Origin of the sequence: Pseudoalteromonas sp. NEC-BIFX-2020_015, from assembly GCF_012952265.1 — a bacterium.
Taxonomy (GTDB): domain Bacteria; phylum Pseudomonadota; class Gammaproteobacteria; order Enterobacterales; family Alteromonadaceae; genus Pseudoalteromonas; species Pseudoalteromonas neustonica.
Genome location: NZ_JABCJL010000004.1, coordinates 127,610 through 143,913 on the forward strand (window position 1 = coordinate 127,610; position 16,304 = coordinate 143,913).

The following is a 16,304-nucleotide window of genomic DNA, read 5'->3' on the forward strand; positions in this document are numbered from 1 at the left end:
ACGGCGATAATGACTATAAAAGTAGAAAACGACTAAACGATTGAACCAAAATAGGAACTCGGCTATGGTTGATGCATCAATAAAAATAAATTTAAAAACGAGCAACTTCATTGGCTCGTTATTGGTACATTAAATGAAAACGGTCGATAAAAAGTCACGTCTTATAGCGCGCATTTTTGGTTTAGCTTTTAGTTTTCTTTTATATAATTTATTAGTTGTTGGTGCGCTTTCTTACAACTCTATGGGGCGTGAAATTACAATCACAGCAAGTAGCAACCCCGTCAAATTTTACTTTGGTATAGTTTGGTGTTTCGTTATGGTTTTGGTATGTGTTTATTTCGGTATTATTGCAAAATTAAAAACCGAAGAGTCATGTAGTAAATAGTTATAGGTGGTGTATCTAGTATTGAAGCGTCTTGAACCTAATGTTATAAACGTTGCTTTATTTTTGATAAACAGTCATCTAAGCGCTAGAATACAAGTTTGAATGGATTGTACATAGGCACAACCACAGTTAAGAATTTAAAACACGTGAGTGGATTGTTGTATTTAACTAAAGTAAGTGACAACAGGGATTTAAGTAAATGATTGCAAAGTTAGATAGCACCAATGATTCAATAGCAAAGCAAATTTATACTACTTTTCAACGTTCTTATACAATTGAAGCGCAGCTAATCGGGTCGCTTAACTTTCCTCCATTATCTCGCACCGTTAATAATATAAAAAATTCGACAACAGTTTTTTATGGTTATATTGCAGAAGAGTGCCTTGCAGGTGTAATTGAACTAGCGATAACGAGTAAGCAGTTAGAAATAAATAGTTTAACGGTAGACCCCGATCATTTTAGAAAGGGTATCGCAGATAAATTAATAGACTATGTGTTAAACAGCTTTGTAGCGCCAACCAACATAACAACCGCAGTCGTTGAAACTGCCGTGCTGAATGGGCCTGCTATTAAGCTGTATAAAAAACATGGCTTTGTTGAGTTTAAAAGGTGGACGCCAGATCACGGTATAGAAAAGTTAGCAATGCTGGCAGAAAACCTGAATTAATAACCTGAAACCTCAATAATAAGTTTACTCAAAATAGCTTTTTCATTATTCAAGTGCTTGAATTTAAGTATTACTTTGTATTTAAAATGTAACGGTCTTTTAGTTTCAAAAACCAGAATCCAATCTTGACGCGGGGCTGTACTAGGTAATTGAATTATGTCACAAGTAAAGCAATGCTGTTTTATTAATAGGAACTAAATTGTCCGGTAGTCTGGTTTTTTTATGTTAAGTGTTTATTATATTTAATAATTATATTAACTTTGAGACTTAAATGAAAAAAATTATAGTAGGGGGAGCTCTTTGTGTGCTTCCTTTATTCTCTCACGCAGAAACAAAAATAATAACAGAAGTTTTAATTGGTAAATCGAGTAACGATATTTACTCTTTAACGGAATCAGAAAGCGCTAAAAAGCATTACTCATCCAAGCAAAATACGAATTCTACCGGTTTTAGGGTAGGTTTAAATTTTACAGATTACTTAACCCTAGAATTATCGAAACATAAACATGGTAGTAGTGATAATATCGCTACAGTAATTATTCCTGAGCAACATGGTTTTTTAGAGCACCGTTTCGAGGCTGAGATTCCAATAGATATAGAATCGATACGATTTGGTGTCAAAGGCGAGCTTGAATTATTTGATGATTTTTCAGTTAACGGGCGGTTTGGTCTTGCTCATTGGAATTATACTGGGAGCACCCCTTTAAAACTTTCTCATCCTTCATCGCATTATGATATTGGCAAAAGTGGCAACGCTCCATATGCTTCACTTGGGTTTGATTACAAATTAACAAAAAATTTGTATGTAGGTTTAGAGTATTCACTATTTAAAGCGAAAGACAAAGCAGAGGTAACAGATCTTGGTGTTGCCACTCATTCATATGAACATAAAGTAAAAGACCTATTATTAGTTGTTGGTTGGAAGTTTTAATTACTAAAGCAAGATAACTTGATTTCAAAAACAACCCATTTGAAGCGCAAAATGGGTTGTTTCTTACTTTTTTCTTTTAGGCATTAATACATCGGATTAAATAGCTGCTCTTCATATTTTGCTGAGCTATTAATACTTTTAAGTGCAGTGCTTATTTCATCAGGGGCGGGGGTACGTATCCGCTGATCACTATGGAAGGTTTATCTTGATTCGGGTATCATCTGTGCAACTTTGATTCTCAGTTGCTATTTATGACCACGTTAAGTGCCAAGGAAAACATTCAAGCCATTGTTAAGGCTATTAAAAGTGAAGAAGCACGGCTTCGTCAAAAACACCCACTGTTAACCCACCAAAATACCTTAGGGTTAATTATTTTGCTCTTATCGCTTAGTGCATTTATTGGTGTGGGTACTTTATATTACTTTGCAATCATCCCTGCGTGGTTGTGTATTATTTTAGCTGCTATTGCCGCGTCGATTTCGCATGAGCTAGAACACGACCTTATTCATAAGCAATATTTTAGTAATCAGCCATTTATGCATAATTTTATGATGCTGACAGTATGGCTTATGCGACCTAATACGGTTAACCCGTGGTATCGCCGTAAAATGCACTTACATCATCATAAGGTGTCCGGCACAGAGCAAGACCTCGAAGAGCGGTTAGTCGGTAATGGTATTAAAAACCCATTCTTACGCGTATTAGTGATTGTTGATGGGTTACTTGGATTATTAATTAACGCTAAGCGCTTTAGTAAAGAAATCAAAGGCTTTAGTTTCTTAAACGTATTTAATGCAGGTTTCCCTGTCACAACGGTGTATTTTGCTATTTTATACAGTGTGATTGTGTTTCATGGGGTTAACGTATTTATGCCGCTTGAGCAAAGTTCACCTGTATGGCTTTTGGATATTATGGCTGTGTTTGAGTTTTTAATGGTGGTATTAATCGTGCCTAACATTATTCGCTCAAGCTCACTTAACTTTGTTACCTCATCAATGCATTACTACGGGGGAGTGAATAACATGCTTGAACAAACACATGTGTTAACTAGTCGTGTGTTTATGCCATTTAACCTGTTTTGTTTTAACTTTGGTCATACCCATACTATTCATCACTTTGTGCCTAATCAGCCGTTTTATTTACGCCAAATGATCAGCAAAAAAATCCTTGAAGTAATGAAGCATCACGGTGTGCGATTCAATGATTTTGCTAGTATAAAACAAGCTAATCTGTACCAAGTAAATAATACGTAAGGCGTTCGTATTTCTTTAGCACTTTATTGCACCGAAATTGACGCTACTGCGTATAAAATCAATTTAGGTGCAATATGCAGTTCAGTGACAGTCAAAAATCTCGAATTATTGAAATGGCGTGGGAAGATCGCACGCCATTTGAAGCGATAGAAAACCTATATAGTTTAAATCACTCCCAGTTAGTTGGCTTTATGCGCAGCAATGTATCTGCGGGTTCGTTTAAAGTATGGCGTAAACGCCATGCAGGGCGAACAACAAAGCATCTTAAGTTACGCGATCCCGCCGTTATGCGAAGCCATTGCAAAACACAATATAAAAATCGTTAAAGCTTTTGTTGCTTGAATTCAAGTATTAAGTAACACTAAATCACACAGCGCTAAAAGAGCTGAGACTGTTTTGCTCATTATCAAATCGTTATTTTAATGATGCTTGAAATAAAAACACATCACGCCATGTCTTCTATATAAGTAATGCGAGTTATTTGGAGATAATAATATGTGTTCATCAGTGAAAAGTAGCCGAGCAGTAAAAAAATCGCAGATAAACTTTGATAACGAATTAAGTGATCAGCAGCGACTAAGCTTTGCCGCAAAAGCTAACTTGGCGCAAGTGCGCCGTGAGCAGCGTGAGGCTATTAATAAAAAGTGGGCGCAAAAGCATGCTGTAAAATCGCCCAAAGGGTTGGTTTAAAAGCGATTTATACTGCGTTATTGATTTTAACAATAGAACCACTATTATTTGCAATCAATGCCTTGCCTAAATCGCTTTTAATTCCAACTGAAACTCGCATTTTGAGATTGCTTGGGTATAGAATGGTTTAAACGTTATTTGGCATGGTGACATTACGTCCACCGAGGTAGCCAAATATGGCACATAAGCCGCTGGCGAACGCGCATAACCACAACGTGGTTGACCAGCTACCAAAGTGGCTATGTAACGAGCCAGCTAAAATAGGCCCTGATGCGGCAAGTAAGTAACCAAAACATTGCGCCATACCTGAGAGCGAAGTCGCTTGGCGAGAATCATGCGTGCGTAAACTTATAAACGACAGCCCCAAAATAAAGCATGCCCCAGAGCAAAACCCTAATGTGATTGACCAAATAGATGCAAACTCAGGCAAGTATAGTAGCCCCAGTGAGCAGCAAGCTGCTAATAATGCCAATATACAAGTAAGTAAACGTTGATCTTTTAATTTTGCCAATAAAGGAATTAGTATGATACCTGGTATCGCTGATGCTACCTGAAAGCTCCCTTGCAGTGCCCCAGCTTGCTGTGCACAGTGGCCACCTTCAATTAAAATACTGGGTAACCAACCAATCATTATGTAAGTAAAAAACGAATTTAACCCGAGTAGTAAAGTAATTTGCCACGCCAGCGGTTGACGCCATACTTTTATGCTGTTGGTATTATTGAGTAGTGCTTTATCAGGTTTTGTATGTAGCTTTAATTGCGGCAACCAAATGACAAGACTTACAATCGTGAGTAAGCCATAGCAGGCTAGCGCCAGTTGCCAGCCCATATTTTTGTAGTCGGCCAAAGGGATAATTAATGCTGAATAACTGCCACCAAAAATACCCATGGCAAGTACGTAAGAAGAGGTCATCACAGCGACTTTATGAGGAAAATCACGTTTAATTAAGCTTGGTAAGAGTACATTGCCAATGGCTATACCCACTCCAATAATCGCTGTACCGAAGTAAAGAGCGGAAGCAGAGTCAATTAATCGAGAGCTAAGGCCTGCACCAATAAGTAAAAGCGCAATAAAAAGAGAGATTTCAAGCCCTTGCTTTTTGGCTAAGCTTGCTGCCATTGGGCTGGCTAAAGCGAATGCAATTAAAGGTAACGTGGTGAGCATACCGGCTTGTGTTGGCGTTAAGCTAAACGCCAAAATGATTTGATCAAGTACCGGTGCAATTCCTGTGACAGGTGCGCGTAAGTTGGCGGCAATAAAAAAAATACCGAGAATTAAAATAGCAGAAGAAAATAAAGTGCGATTAGCGGGAGTGGAATACAAAACTAACATCATCAATTATGAAAAACGTAGCCCTATGGTAACTAATCGTCAGAGAACTTGGTAATAAATGAGGTGAAAGTAATAAATTTGGAGGAATAAAATATTATTTAATTTATTAGTTAAAAATTTAACCCCACTTCCAAAGGTCATCCGTTAATAGCATTAGTAGCAGTGTATTAAATAAGGTGACTCTATGAACAACTCTTCAAAAAAAATTAATGGTATAAAATGTAACTATCGTTTAGCAGCAATTAGCTTTAGTGTTTTGTTAGGGCTAACGGCCTGTAACCAAAGCTCAAATAAAATGAGCGAAAAGGCAAATGATGAGAAAAAACAGCAGTCTGAGGCAATTGTAATAATTCAAAGCAAACAAGAAACTAATGCATTAGCCAATGATGCAATACACGCTGATGTACAAACAAGGCGACGTCTGGCTCCTGTTAGTTATGCCGCGCAGCCACAAGGGTTAATGCTTTCAAACGTTATGATAGAAAAACGCCCTGATCCAAGTGATCATATTGTATTTTCGACAGAGCAAGATCGTGAAAAATACATAAAGTCACAACAAAACCCCGTTAAACAGGCTGCTATTGAGCCTGTCTCTACTTTTTCGGTGGATGTGGATACAGGCAGTTACAGTAATGTTCGTCGTATACTAAATGCAGGTAAGTTACCACCGGTTGATGCAGTGCGAGAAGAAGCGTTTATTAATTATTTTAGCTACGATTACAGCGCGCCTACAAGTATAGACACGCCCTTTAACGTGCATACTGAACTGGGTATTGCACCGTGGGATGAACGTAGGCAGCTTGTAAAAATTGGTATTAAAGGATTTGAAATTGAAAAAGCAGATTTAAAAGCTGCTAATTTGGTTTTTTTATTGGATGTATCGGGTTCAATGAATACGCCAGACAAATTGCCTTTATTAAAAACCAGTTTAGCCATGTTGACTAAACAACTCGATGAAAATGACTCCGTGGCAATCGTTGTATATGCCGGCGCAGCTGGTGTTGTGTTGCCTGCCACTAAAGGTAATGATCATCAGGCAATAACCACCGCGCTAAAACAATTAGCTGCGGGAGGCTCAACCAATGGTGAGCAAGGCATTGAGCTTGCGTATCAAATAGCACAGCAAAACTTTAAAAAAGAAGGTGTGAACCGAGTGATTTTAGCCACCGATGGCGATTTTAACGTCGGCTTACAATCGACCGAGTCGCTTAAAACGCTGGTGGCCGACAAACGTAAAACAGGGATTGCGTTAACTACGCTGGGTTTTGGTCAAGGCAACTATAACGATGGTTTGATGGAACAATTAGCCAACATTGGCAATGGACAACATGCTTACATTGATAACATCAACGAGGCACGTAAAGTACTGGTTGATGAGCTAAGTAGTACGATGCAAATTATTGCCAAAGACGTAAGAATTCAGGTGGAATTTAACCCGCAGCAGGTGGCTGAATATCGCTTGATTGGCTACCAAAATAGGCTACTTGCAACGGAAGACTTTAATAACGATAAAGTTGATGCAGCAGAGCTTGGCGCGGGGCACACGGTAACAGCCCTTTATGAAATTACACTTGCAAACTCGCCTAATAAACGTATTGATGACTTACGTTATAAAACCACACAGCACAAAAGCAACGATAGCCAAGAGCTTGCGTTTGTTAAAGTGCGTTATAAACAACCAAATAGTGAGCGCAGTGAATTAATCAGCACTCCAGTATTTATGCCAAAAAACGATAGTGACTGGTTAGATACAAGTACAGATTTTAAATTTGCGACTGCGGTTGCTGGGTTTGCTCAGTTACTTAAAGGTGCAAAATACACCAGCGACTGGCACTATGAAGATTGCGCTAAATTAGCGATAAAAAATAAGGGGAATGACCCGTTTGGCTATCGTAGTGAGTTTATTCAGCTGGTAAAAACTGCTGATGTCCTTCACTAAAATATAAAGTACTAATGTAAGAGGCTAATATATAAAAATCAGCCATTCATAAAGGGGCGCCATGAAAGACGAGAAAAACGTAGCAGATGAAACGCTAATGCTTAAATATGGCCAAGGTGATGTGCAAGCATTTACACTTTTGTACACACGGCACAAAAGCAGCCTTTATCGCTATTTTGTTCGTCAATGCTCATCGGTAGCGCTAGCCGAAGAGCTCTTTCAAGAGGTGTGGAACAAACTGATTAAAGCGCGTTCAAATTATCAAGTCAGCGCAAAGTTTACGACTTGGTTGTATCGGATCGCCCATAATGAGCTTGTCGATTATTACCGCCGTAGTGCTACCTACAATAAAGTAATAGCTGCGAATGATGACCACAATATTGATGATAAATCAGGGAGTAGTTTGGAGTATACCCCAAGTGAATGTGTGTCGAGTGAGCATGCAAGTATTCAGCGTGAGCATGATGAAGCGCTTTATTTATCGCAACAAGCACATTACTTAAAAGCATGCTTAGCTCAATTACCACGCCAGCAAAAAGAGGCCTTTTTATTAAAGCATGAAGCAAGTTTTACATTAGATGAAATTGCTGAGTTGGTAGGGGAGTCCGCTCATAATATTAAAAGTAGGATACGTTATGGATTGGCCAAACTAAAACAGTGCATCATGCATAAAATGGGGGGAATAGATGACTGATAAATTCACTAGTAATAACATTGCTTCGCTTTATCGTGATGGTGCAACAGAGCAACCAAGTTCAGCGCTGGATCAACAAATATTGCAAAACGCAGTGAATGCAGTGCAGCCCAAAGTAAAATCAAAACGTTTTTATCAAACGTGGTATGGGCGGCTATCAACAGCAGCATCGTTAATGTCAGTTAGTTTACTGTATTGGCAAAATACAGATCAATTTACCTCTGTAAATGACTTGCCAGCTCTCGAACCTGACGCGAACATTAATTCAACGCCAGTCATTAAGCGAAGTGAGCGTGCAGCCCCAGCCTCGTTACTCGCAGAACCAATGGCTGATGAGCTAAAGCTTGAAGTGCAAACAGAGTTACTGCGTAGTCGTAGCATGAAAAAGCAAGCACCTGCGAATGACTTTGCTGTTACGTTAAAGCAGGTTGATATGTTTCTTGCTAAAGGCCAGCCTGAAGAGGCCAAGTTATTGCTAATTGAGTTATTGGAAAAATACCCCGAACAAAAAGTACAGTTAGCGCCTAAATATAAAGAACTGCTTGGCAATAATATGGGTTTAAAATAATAAATAGCAGATAACTTAAATTTATACCCAAGCCACCTCAAGATGTAGAATTCAGCGTTTCACAGGGGCTTAATATCAAGGCGTTACTTTGCAACAATGGCAATCCCTTTTAAGAAGGAACAACGATGAGAGTAAGTCCTTGTGAAACGCCCAACGGGTTGGTTTAAAAGCGATTTATACTGCGTTATTGATTTTAACAATAGAACCACTATTACTTGCAATCAATGCCTTGCCTAAATCGCTTTTAATTCCAACGACGCTCGCATCTTGAGGTGGCTTGGGTATAGCTTCACAATTGTGATAAATGTGGCGTAAATATTCAATAATAACGTTAGCTCAATAGGTAATGTGACTGCATATATTTTATGTATTTACCTATTGATAAAGTGAGACGTTATTTTGAATTTAGCAAATCAGCCCCAAGCTCTTTCTACCACGGCAAAGGTGTTTAATCTTAAACACCAAAGTACACGAGTTACATTTGAATATGAGATCTCAATGCAGTTGCGCAAAGATGGCTTATTTGAAGCTAAACGAGTGTGGCAGGGGAATACGTTACCATGTGAAAAGTCACCTTATATTGCCATGGAAACAGCACTTTGGAGCCCTGAAGCAGGATTGCTACAGGCTACAATGCATCAACCACACCTTGATGAATCTGCTAGTTTGGACATTAATCACGATAGCAGCACCAGTGTGCTAAACAGCAAAAAAACGAACTATCAACAAAACATCAAGCAACTAACTTTTACACGCCGACCATGCACTTTACTGAGTATATTATTTGAAATTACACATCATTGGACGTCGCTTTTAGCGGGGGAAGTTGTGTCATTTGATTATGCTGTACTAAAAGTCCAAGCACATACGGGGGTTAGCCTTCGTATGCAAAAACAAGGAGCTTACCGTGTAGTGAGTGTGACTCCCAATAACTGGTTTTGGCGTATGTTATTTGGCTCAACCAACTATTATTTTCAAGGCGATGTCCCTGCACTTGTTAAAATAGAGGGCTTGCTTGAGCCTAGGGATCGTAATTTGCGCGGTAAATATGTGGAGTATTTAGGCCGATCAATTTTTGATAATCCCGTCGACCTTTCTATTTTTAAGGAGTACGGTAATGAATAAAACCGTATTGATCACCGGCGGAACGAGAGGCATTGGTCGAGCTTTAGTTAAGCAGTATTTAGCGGCGGGTTACAGCGTTTATGCAACGGGTAGTAATGAAAACAGTGTGGCTAAAAGTAACCTAGAACTTCCTGATGTGCAGTGGCTAGTATGTAATCTAATGAGTGTTAAAAGCATAGAAAACTTAGCGTCTTCTATTATTAATAGGTCGTTTGATGTTGTGATCCATAATGCCGCAGTGCAGCAAAAAAGAGATTTATTTACGGCTAATAACGAACTTATTAGTATTGAAAACGAAACCATGATTAATTTTACCGCGCCCATTTTATTAACTCGTTTATTATTTTCAAACGTGCAGAAAGTGGCGGGTACGTGGGTATTTATTACAACTGGCTTGGCTGTATCGCCTAAGCAAAGTTCGCCAATATATTGTGCGAACAAAGCCGGTATTCGAGCGTTTTGTAAATCATTTAATGGTCAGGTTACACGCCATAAAAGCGGTATAACCGTGTGTGAAGCAATATTGCCTATGGTTGAAACTGACATGACAAATGGCTATGGCCGAGGAAAAATAAGTCCTGCACAAGCAGCGCGCGAAGTCATAAAAGGTGCAGCAAAGGGCCAAAAAGAGATTCATGTTGGTAAGGTGCGTATATTAATGAAAGTACGGGCTTTATTTCCTAATTTGATCGAAAACGTTATGATTAAGCTATAAAAGGGACGAACATGAAAAAGCAGCAGTCCGTTTCAAGACGAGTTATAGCATGGATAGGTAAAAATGGTGCTAAGCCTAATGCGATCCCTACATTGGCATTTGTCTCCGTAGGTGATTTTTTTATACCTGCATTACCGACGCAAACATCCGTTATATTACTGGCATGGCTACAACCTAAAAAGGCGGCGTTGACAGCACTGGCGTTTGCCAGTGCTGCTGCAGTTGGGGCGTGCATTTTACTGTTTTTAGTAACGGTTTTAGATAGTTACTTACAATTAATTGTTCCAACGCAAGATAGCAAAATGTATTCACGGTGGGTGGAATTGCAAGGTTATATAAAAGAGTATGGCTTTATTGCATTGGCAGCTATGTCGTTATTGCCCACTCCGCCACGATTGATGGTGGTACTGAGTTTTTTAAGTGGTTTAGGTGTACCTACCATTATAAGCACTGTTTTTATTGGTAAGTTGGTTTGGTTTTTCAGTGTTGTAAGCGTCATAAAAATAGCACCAAATTGGTTAATGAAACTTCCTATAATAGGAAAGAAAATAGAAAAGCTGATTAGCCCCAAATTACAGAGCGATTAAGTTTATATAAAATAGGGAACGATTAAGTATGGTGGCGATGCTCATTAATGAAAAAAGTAATTCAAACGCGTTTGCTAGCAAAGCCATGCTTAATATTTTATGTGCTGGGTTGGATATATTATTGGAAAAAGTGAATGAGCACCCACCACTACAATCCAATGCACATATCCCCTTAGCGACTAAGCGGGCGTTTATAAATGCAGTGAGTGAGCAATATGGGCTTGCTGCGTTATTAAAGATAGGCGCAGGGGTGACTAAATTTGTAGATTCGCCCATAGGGCAAGCGCTACTGCATGATAAGGACCCGCTGCTGCTTTTAAAAAAGTGGCAGCGGCTGGAGCGTTATGTTCATAGCCAGCATTTTGTTGAATTCGAATTTTTTGAAAACTGTGTACAGGTAAAGCACAAATCCACAGCAATAGAGCAACCAAGCCTTGAGGAAGACTTAGTTGTTTTAGGTGTGTTATGTGCATTGTTGCATGAAACCTCGGCGCACACTGTTTACTTAAGTCGCAGCGAGTCAGTAAATACAGGAATGTTTAGCTATCCTGCATTAGCATGTGACCAAGCTGAATTAAATTCAGATGAGCCTTGGTATATTCACTGGAGTACATCAATAAATACGAGTGTTACGAGCCATGTTGCACAGGGAAAGCAGGCATCATCTCAGGCTATTGTTGATAACACTAAACAGGCAATCATCGCACTGGGTCTGTTAGATATTGAGTTAGATAAAGTGGCGCGTTATTTAGCACTCTCACAGCGCTCGTTACAGCGACATTTAAGTGCTCAAGGTCATAGCTTTGCTAAGTTATTGCAAGAAGTTAGGGTAAATAGCGCTAGCCACTATTTACTAGAACAGTCATCGTGCGCAGCTGAAATTGGCTTTATTTGTGGTTTTGCTGATCAGGCGCATTTTTCGAGAATATTTAAGTTATGGACGGGCATGACACCAAAGCAGTATGCCCAACTTTCTATGCAAAAATAACATTAAGCCTTTACCATAAAATAGTGTTTTCAATTTTTGCTATCGGGTAACTTACTTTAGAAGAGGCTGTCATATTTAAGTAGCTCATTTTACCCGATAGGGATGAGGGGGCTGGTGTAATGCCTTTATAAGCTAATACATAAGTAGCATCGTTATTTAAAATCAATTCAATATTATCCATAAAAAACCACATACCAAAAGACCCTGGACCAATATTAACAATTAGTTGTTCTGGGGTTTGTGATAACAAAGTTACTTTGAAAGGCGCTAGTTTTTTGGCTTTTAAAACAGGACCTACACAGGTAATGGATTGCTCTTTTTTAAGTTCGGTTAAATTAGCGCGAATAAACTCAGCAAAAAGCTCAGGTAAACACACTTTATTATCTAACCTATCATCTTGCCAAAGCGGCTCACCTAACTCATTAAAAGCACTGACCGAATTGCGATTTATAACTATTTTACCGCGCTGAGTTTGATGTCCAACGCTAACGTTAAGTACAACATCGGATGCACTCCACTGTGTATTAGCATGATAAAGTAAATGGTCGTTTTTTATAATTTTAAGCTGGTGGCTATTAGGTTTAACTAATGTATTTATGGTCACGCTATTACTTGCTGTTGTAACAAAGCTAATACTGAACAGTGCAAACAAACTGAGCGATTTTAATTGTGGATTCATAGTGCTGCTTTTCGTGTATTGGATTTGGATATAAGCATAATGTTTTGTAATGAACAAAAATTGTAGATTCACGCCATTTAATATTTATTTTGATTCGCTAAATCATATTGCTGTAATGAGGTTGAGATAATAGTTATAGCGTCTATTTTGACTGTAAACGAATGTAAAACACTCTGTATGATCTATTTATCTTTAGTGTTTTTTAATTCATTGAATTTGATTGCTTTTTTGATGATGTAAAATTTTCATCCAGTATTTTCATTGTTTATTAAACGTGATTAATCTGCGTGTTAATCTGACTGAAATATTTCTGTAATATTTGAGTGTTCTAATGCGTCGTGAAACAAAAACGTCATCAAAATGCCATAATTGGTAAGACAAAAACCGAGATTTAAACATGAGTGAATCAAACCAGAACACGCTATTAATGAAAACGCTTAATTGGGCTGCCATTGCCTTTTTAGTTTATTTAGTACTTGTTGCAGTGGGTAGTGTAAGTGGTGGTTTTAAACTAGCGTCGGGCGGTACACAGGGCGCACAAGAAATTTTTGCTTTTGCAACTAACCCATTTGTGGCGCTGTTACTTGGCGCACTTGCAACCGCATTAGTGCAATCATCTTCAACGGTTACGTCGGTTATTGTGGGTTTGGTCGCAGGTGGTTTACCGCTTAGTATTGCAATTCCAATGGTAATGGGTGCAAATATTGGTACCACGATTACCAACACTCTCGTATCGATTGGTCATATTCGCTCTAAAGAAGAGTTTCAGCGTGCATTTGCAGCGTCTACAGTACATGATTTTTTTAACTTACTCGCGGTTGCTATATTTTTACCGTTAGAAATCATGTTTGGTTTATTACAAAAGATGTCGGCGAGTCTATCGCACTTATTTGTTGGCGATGCTGATTTGTCATTAAAGAGCTATAACTTTATCAAGCCACTTGTAAAGCCTGCAGTGGGCTTGATTAAAGATGCGTTTAGTTTTTTAGACACTAAAATGCTTGGTGTAGCCATGGTACTTGCTGGTATCGGTTTGATTTTATTTGCAGTAACAGCATTGGGTAAGTTACTGAAAAAAGCACTTGTTGGTAAAGCTAAAAACATATTACATGGCGCTATTGGTCGCGGTCCTATCGCGGGTATTACCTCTGGTGCGGCAGTGACAGTCATGGTGCAATCATCGTCAACAACAACCAGTTTAATGATTCCACTGGCCGGCAGCGGTGTATTCACGACACGTCAAATTTATCCATTTACGCTAGGTGCTAACATTGGTACAACAATAACAGCATTACTTGCTGCAACCTCAATTACAGGTCCAATGGCTGAAGTGGCGCTAACAATTGCTTTGGTGCATGTCATGTTTAACGTATTTGCAGTGGCATTAATTTACGGCACACCCGTATTAAGAGAAATTCCAATTACGCTTGCTGAAAAATTAGCTAAAGTGGGTGCAAATAATAAGTCTGCGGCGCTGGGTTATGTATTAGGATCTTTCTTTATAGTACCAGGATTAATCATGTTAGCGGTACGTTAGTCAATATCATTTGAGCGAATATAATAATTAAAAAGCGCTATTTTGAATTTTCAAAATAGCGCTTTTTAATACCCAAACAATATGCGAGCGTCGTTGGAATTAAAAGCAGCATCAATGGCGTTATTACCACGTATAACTAGCTGAGAGCATAAAGCTGCGAGGTTTTCCTGGAAAATAACGCTCACCACTAAAGCTCGTGTAGTCAGCTCGTTCTGCGTAAGCTTTGTTGGTAAGGTTAGTAATGCGTGCTGCGAGAGTTAGTTGTGGTGTTAGCTGCCAAGCACTTCGCAAATTGAATAGATGATGACCCGTATATTCATGACGATTTTCAGGATCAGTAAAATAACGGCTGACATGATGCCATTCTAAAGCGAGTTGTGTTGTATCCGTTGGCTGGTAGTTTATTTGCATGTTAGCGAGGGTACGCGGTGCGGTGTCTATATCATTCCCGTTAATATTAATGTCGTTTAAAATTTGGTTATAGCTGTAACTGTGTTTAGCATGTGTGGCAGCAAGAGCCAATTGTATCGATTTACTGAGTGCGTAATTAAGTTCGACCTCGACTCCCCTATGGTGTGACTTGCCGTCATTCACAGTAAAAAAATCACTGTCACGAAATATACTGTGTTGTTTGTTCATCGCATATGCTGAAAGCACATAATGCAACTGTTGATAGTGGCCTTTTAGCCCAAGCTCTAAGTTATCAGCGGTTTCTGATTTTAGTTCAGCTACTTCTTGATCTCGTTGTAATTGATATAACTCTGCGGCTTGCGGTGCGCGGTAACCTTGTGACACGTTCGCGTAGATATAGTGATTGTTATTTAATTGATAACTTAGCCCCAGTTTAGGCGATAAATTGCTAAAGCTATTTTTGCTGCTCGCAGGACGGGAGTAACGACAGCCACCTTTTTCGCATACTGTGCCATCATCACGAGTGCGGCCAGCTAGCATGTTATTGTCGTAATCATAACGTATATGTTCAAAGCGAGCGCCTGCGCTTATGGTAAGCGCCTTAACGTGCCAATTAACACTAATAAAAGGCGCGTAAAGCGTGCTATTTACATCGTAATCATAATGCTTGCCTTGGGGGACTGTTGCGACTAAGAACGCAGATCCTTGTGTTGGCTCGTTCTGGTTTTGTAAAAAATCAGCCGCGGTGTATTCAGTATCAAAACCAAGGTGAATACGAATGTCGTTATTGTAGTTATGCTGCCATAAAGACTGAATACCAAAGCCTGTTTGTGCATTTTTTTCAAGCGGTGTGCCGGGTAAAAAATGTTTTAAAAAGTCCATACTTTGATTACGAAAATAGGGCGTAATAGTGACGATATTATTACTTGATTGCCACTGTGCTTTTGACCAAGCACGAAATGAACGCGCTTTACGAAATGCGTCTGGGTTGAGGTTAGCTTGTGCAAGGTTTTGATCTTTGTAGCTTTCAAAGCCAGTAATAAACCCAGCAGTTTGCTGGTCTAAATGAGTGTAAGTAAGCCCAGAGGTGAGTAGCAGATCGTTACTCTCAAAGCGATAACGAAGGTTGATTTTTTCTTGATATACACTTTCATCATCTCTATAACCACTATCGCGAGTGATGCTGGCATTAAAGCCTATTCCTTGTGTGCCAAAGTCTTTACCGCTGCGTAATTTTAGGCGTTTATAGCCGTACGAACCGGTATCAATACCCAGTAAACTATCGCCGTAAGTTGTATCAGGGGTGATGACATTAATGACACCATGCACAGCGTTTGAGCCATATAGCGCAGAGCCTGGGCCTTTTAAAACCTCAATACGCTCTGCCATTTCGGTGTGTGCTTCAAATAGCTCGTTGATATTACAAAACCCAGCAGCGCGTAAAGGAATGCCATCCTCAGCACTAAGTAAGCTGGCGCAGGCACCAGCACCAGTTAAAACCGCAGAGCGTAACGCGGGTAAATATTCTTGGCCATTGCCGTGCTGAATATTCGCACCTGCTATTTGCTTTAATACTTGCTCAATATGGGTCGGGGCAATGAGGGCCAGTTGTTGCTCACTGATAGTGCTTACTACGACAGGCAGCGGATCAGCTAATGTTTCTGTGCGCGATGCGGTGGTTGTTATGCGTTCAATTGGGCTTTGTGTGGCAAATGAATTAAAAGCCAGTGGTGTAATTATTACCATGCTCAGTAAGCGATATAACATGAAAACCCTTTACCTAATTAATTCTAAAGCTAAAG

The 16,304-nt window shown here is 39.3% G+C and carries 17 protein-coding genes; 14 read left to right on the forward strand and 3 right to left on the reverse strand.

The features are described 5' to 3' along the window. Nucleotides 1-133 precede the first annotated feature (133 nt). The 6 genes from HH219_RS04630 (at nucleotide 134) to HH219_RS04655 (ending at nucleotide 3,926) form a co-directional block, all read left to right on the forward strand. A complete protein-coding gene (locus tag HH219_RS04630; protein WP_054206205.1) occupies nucleotides 134-385 on the forward strand; it encodes a hypothetical protein in 252 nt (83 codons plus the stop codon). Nucleotides 386-584: 199 nt separating this feature from the next. Next, nucleotides 585-1,052 (forward strand): N-acetyltransferase, encoded by a 468-nt coding sequence (locus HH219_RS04635; RefSeq protein ID WP_169326773.1) that lies wholly within the window; start codon nucleotides 585-587, stop codon nucleotides 1,050-1,052. Between the two features lie 271 nt (nucleotides 1,053-1,323). After that, complete coding sequence (locus HH219_RS04640) at nucleotides 1,324-1,983, forward strand: outer membrane beta-barrel protein (protein ID WP_169326774.1); 660 nt, start codon at nucleotides 1,324-1,326, stop codon at nucleotides 1,981-1,983. Between the two features lie 251 nt (nucleotides 1,984-2,234). Further along, a complete protein-coding gene (locus HH219_RS04645; RefSeq protein ID WP_169326775.1) occupies nucleotides 2,235-3,236 on the forward strand; it encodes a fatty acid desaturase in 1,002 nt (333 codons plus the stop codon). Between the two features lie 74 nt (nucleotides 3,237-3,310). Then, on the forward strand, nucleotides 3,311-3,562 hold the full coding sequence (locus HH219_RS04650) for a TIGR03643 family protein (protein ID WP_169326776.1): 252 nt from the start codon (nucleotides 3,311-3,313) through the stop codon (nucleotides 3,560-3,562). A 169-nt stretch (nucleotides 3,563-3,731) separates the two neighbouring features. Further along, complete coding sequence (locus tag HH219_RS04655; protein ID WP_169326777.1) at nucleotides 3,732-3,926, forward strand: hypothetical protein; 195 nt, start codon at nucleotides 3,732-3,734, stop codon at nucleotides 3,924-3,926. Between the two features lie 127 nt (nucleotides 3,927-4,053). Here HH219_RS04655 and HH219_RS04660 read toward each other — a convergent pair whose 3' ends face one another. Continuing rightward, nucleotides 4,054-5,262, reverse strand: coding sequence for an MFS transporter (locus HH219_RS04660; RefSeq protein ID WP_169326778.1), 1,209 nt, complete (start codon nucleotides 5,260-5,262; stop codon nucleotides 4,054-4,056). 181 nt (nucleotides 5,263-5,443) lie between these two features. On the opposite strand from HH219_RS04660, the gene HH219_RS04665 reads away from it, so the two are divergent. The 7 genes from HH219_RS04665 to HH219_RS04695 all read left to right on the forward strand — a co-directional run bounded on the left by HH219_RS04665 (nucleotide 5,444) and on the right by HH219_RS04695 (nucleotide 11,875). Further along, on the forward strand, nucleotides 5,444-7,198 hold the full coding sequence (locus HH219_RS04665; RefSeq protein WP_169326779.1) for a VWA domain-containing protein: 1,755 nt from the start codon (nucleotides 5,444-5,446) through the stop codon (nucleotides 7,196-7,198). 61 nt (nucleotides 7,199-7,259) lie between these two features. Next, entirely contained in the window at nucleotides 7,260-7,892 is a 633-nt protein-coding gene (locus HH219_RS04670; protein WP_169326780.1) for a sigma-70 family RNA polymerase sigma factor, read from the forward strand. Next, the gene (locus HH219_RS04675; RefSeq protein WP_169326781.1) at nucleotides 7,885-8,460 is read left to right on the forward strand and encodes a hypothetical protein; all 576 of its coding nucleotides are present in this window, start codon (nucleotides 7,885-7,887) and stop codon (nucleotides 8,458-8,460) included. The genes HH219_RS04670 and HH219_RS04675 overlap by 8 nt, the downstream gene beginning before the upstream one ends. A gap of 498 nt (nucleotides 8,461-8,958) precedes the next feature. Then, nucleotides 8,959-9,585, forward strand: coding sequence for a hypothetical protein (locus HH219_RS04680; protein ID WP_249118451.1), 627 nt, complete (start codon nucleotides 8,959-8,961; stop codon nucleotides 9,583-9,585). Beyond that, entirely contained in the window at nucleotides 9,578-10,300 is a 723-nt protein-coding gene (locus HH219_RS04685) for an SDR family NAD(P)-dependent oxidoreductase (RefSeq protein ID WP_169326782.1), read from the forward strand. The genes HH219_RS04680 and HH219_RS04685 overlap by 8 nt, the downstream gene beginning before the upstream one ends. 11 nt (nucleotides 10,301-10,311) lie before the next feature. Continuing rightward, nucleotides 10,312-10,887: a hypothetical protein gene (locus HH219_RS04690; protein WP_054455276.1), complete on the forward strand. Its 576-nt coding sequence runs from the start codon at nucleotides 10,312-10,314 to the stop codon at nucleotides 10,885-10,887. A gap of 28 nt (nucleotides 10,888-10,915) precedes the next feature. Next, the gene (locus HH219_RS04695; protein WP_211841998.1) at nucleotides 10,916-11,875 is read left to right on the forward strand and encodes a helix-turn-helix domain-containing protein; all 960 of its coding nucleotides are present in this window, start codon (nucleotides 10,916-10,918) and stop codon (nucleotides 11,873-11,875) included. A gap of 10 nt (nucleotides 11,876-11,885) precedes the next feature. On the opposite strand, the gene HH219_RS04700 is transcribed toward HH219_RS04695, so the two are convergent. Further along, nucleotides 11,886-12,554: a hypothetical protein gene (locus tag HH219_RS04700; RefSeq protein ID WP_054455274.1), complete on the reverse strand. Its 669-nt coding sequence runs from the start codon at nucleotides 12,552-12,554 to the stop codon at nucleotides 11,886-11,888. A 397-nt stretch (nucleotides 12,555-12,951) separates the two neighbouring features. Between HH219_RS04700 and HH219_RS04705 the strand changes: the two genes are divergently transcribed. Next, nucleotides 12,952-14,091: a Na/Pi symporter gene (locus HH219_RS04705; RefSeq protein ID WP_054206192.1), complete on the forward strand. Its 1,140-nt coding sequence runs from the start codon at nucleotides 12,952-12,954 to the stop codon at nucleotides 14,089-14,091. A 123-nt stretch (nucleotides 14,092-14,214) separates the two neighbouring features. On the opposite strand, the gene HH219_RS04710 is transcribed toward HH219_RS04705, so the two are convergent. Continuing rightward, the gene (locus HH219_RS04710; protein ID WP_249118454.1) at nucleotides 14,215-16,248 is read right to left on the reverse strand and encodes a TonB-dependent receptor; all 2,034 of its coding nucleotides are present in this window, start codon (nucleotides 16,246-16,248) and stop codon (nucleotides 14,215-14,217) included. Nucleotides 16,249-16,304 lie beyond the last annotated feature (56 nt).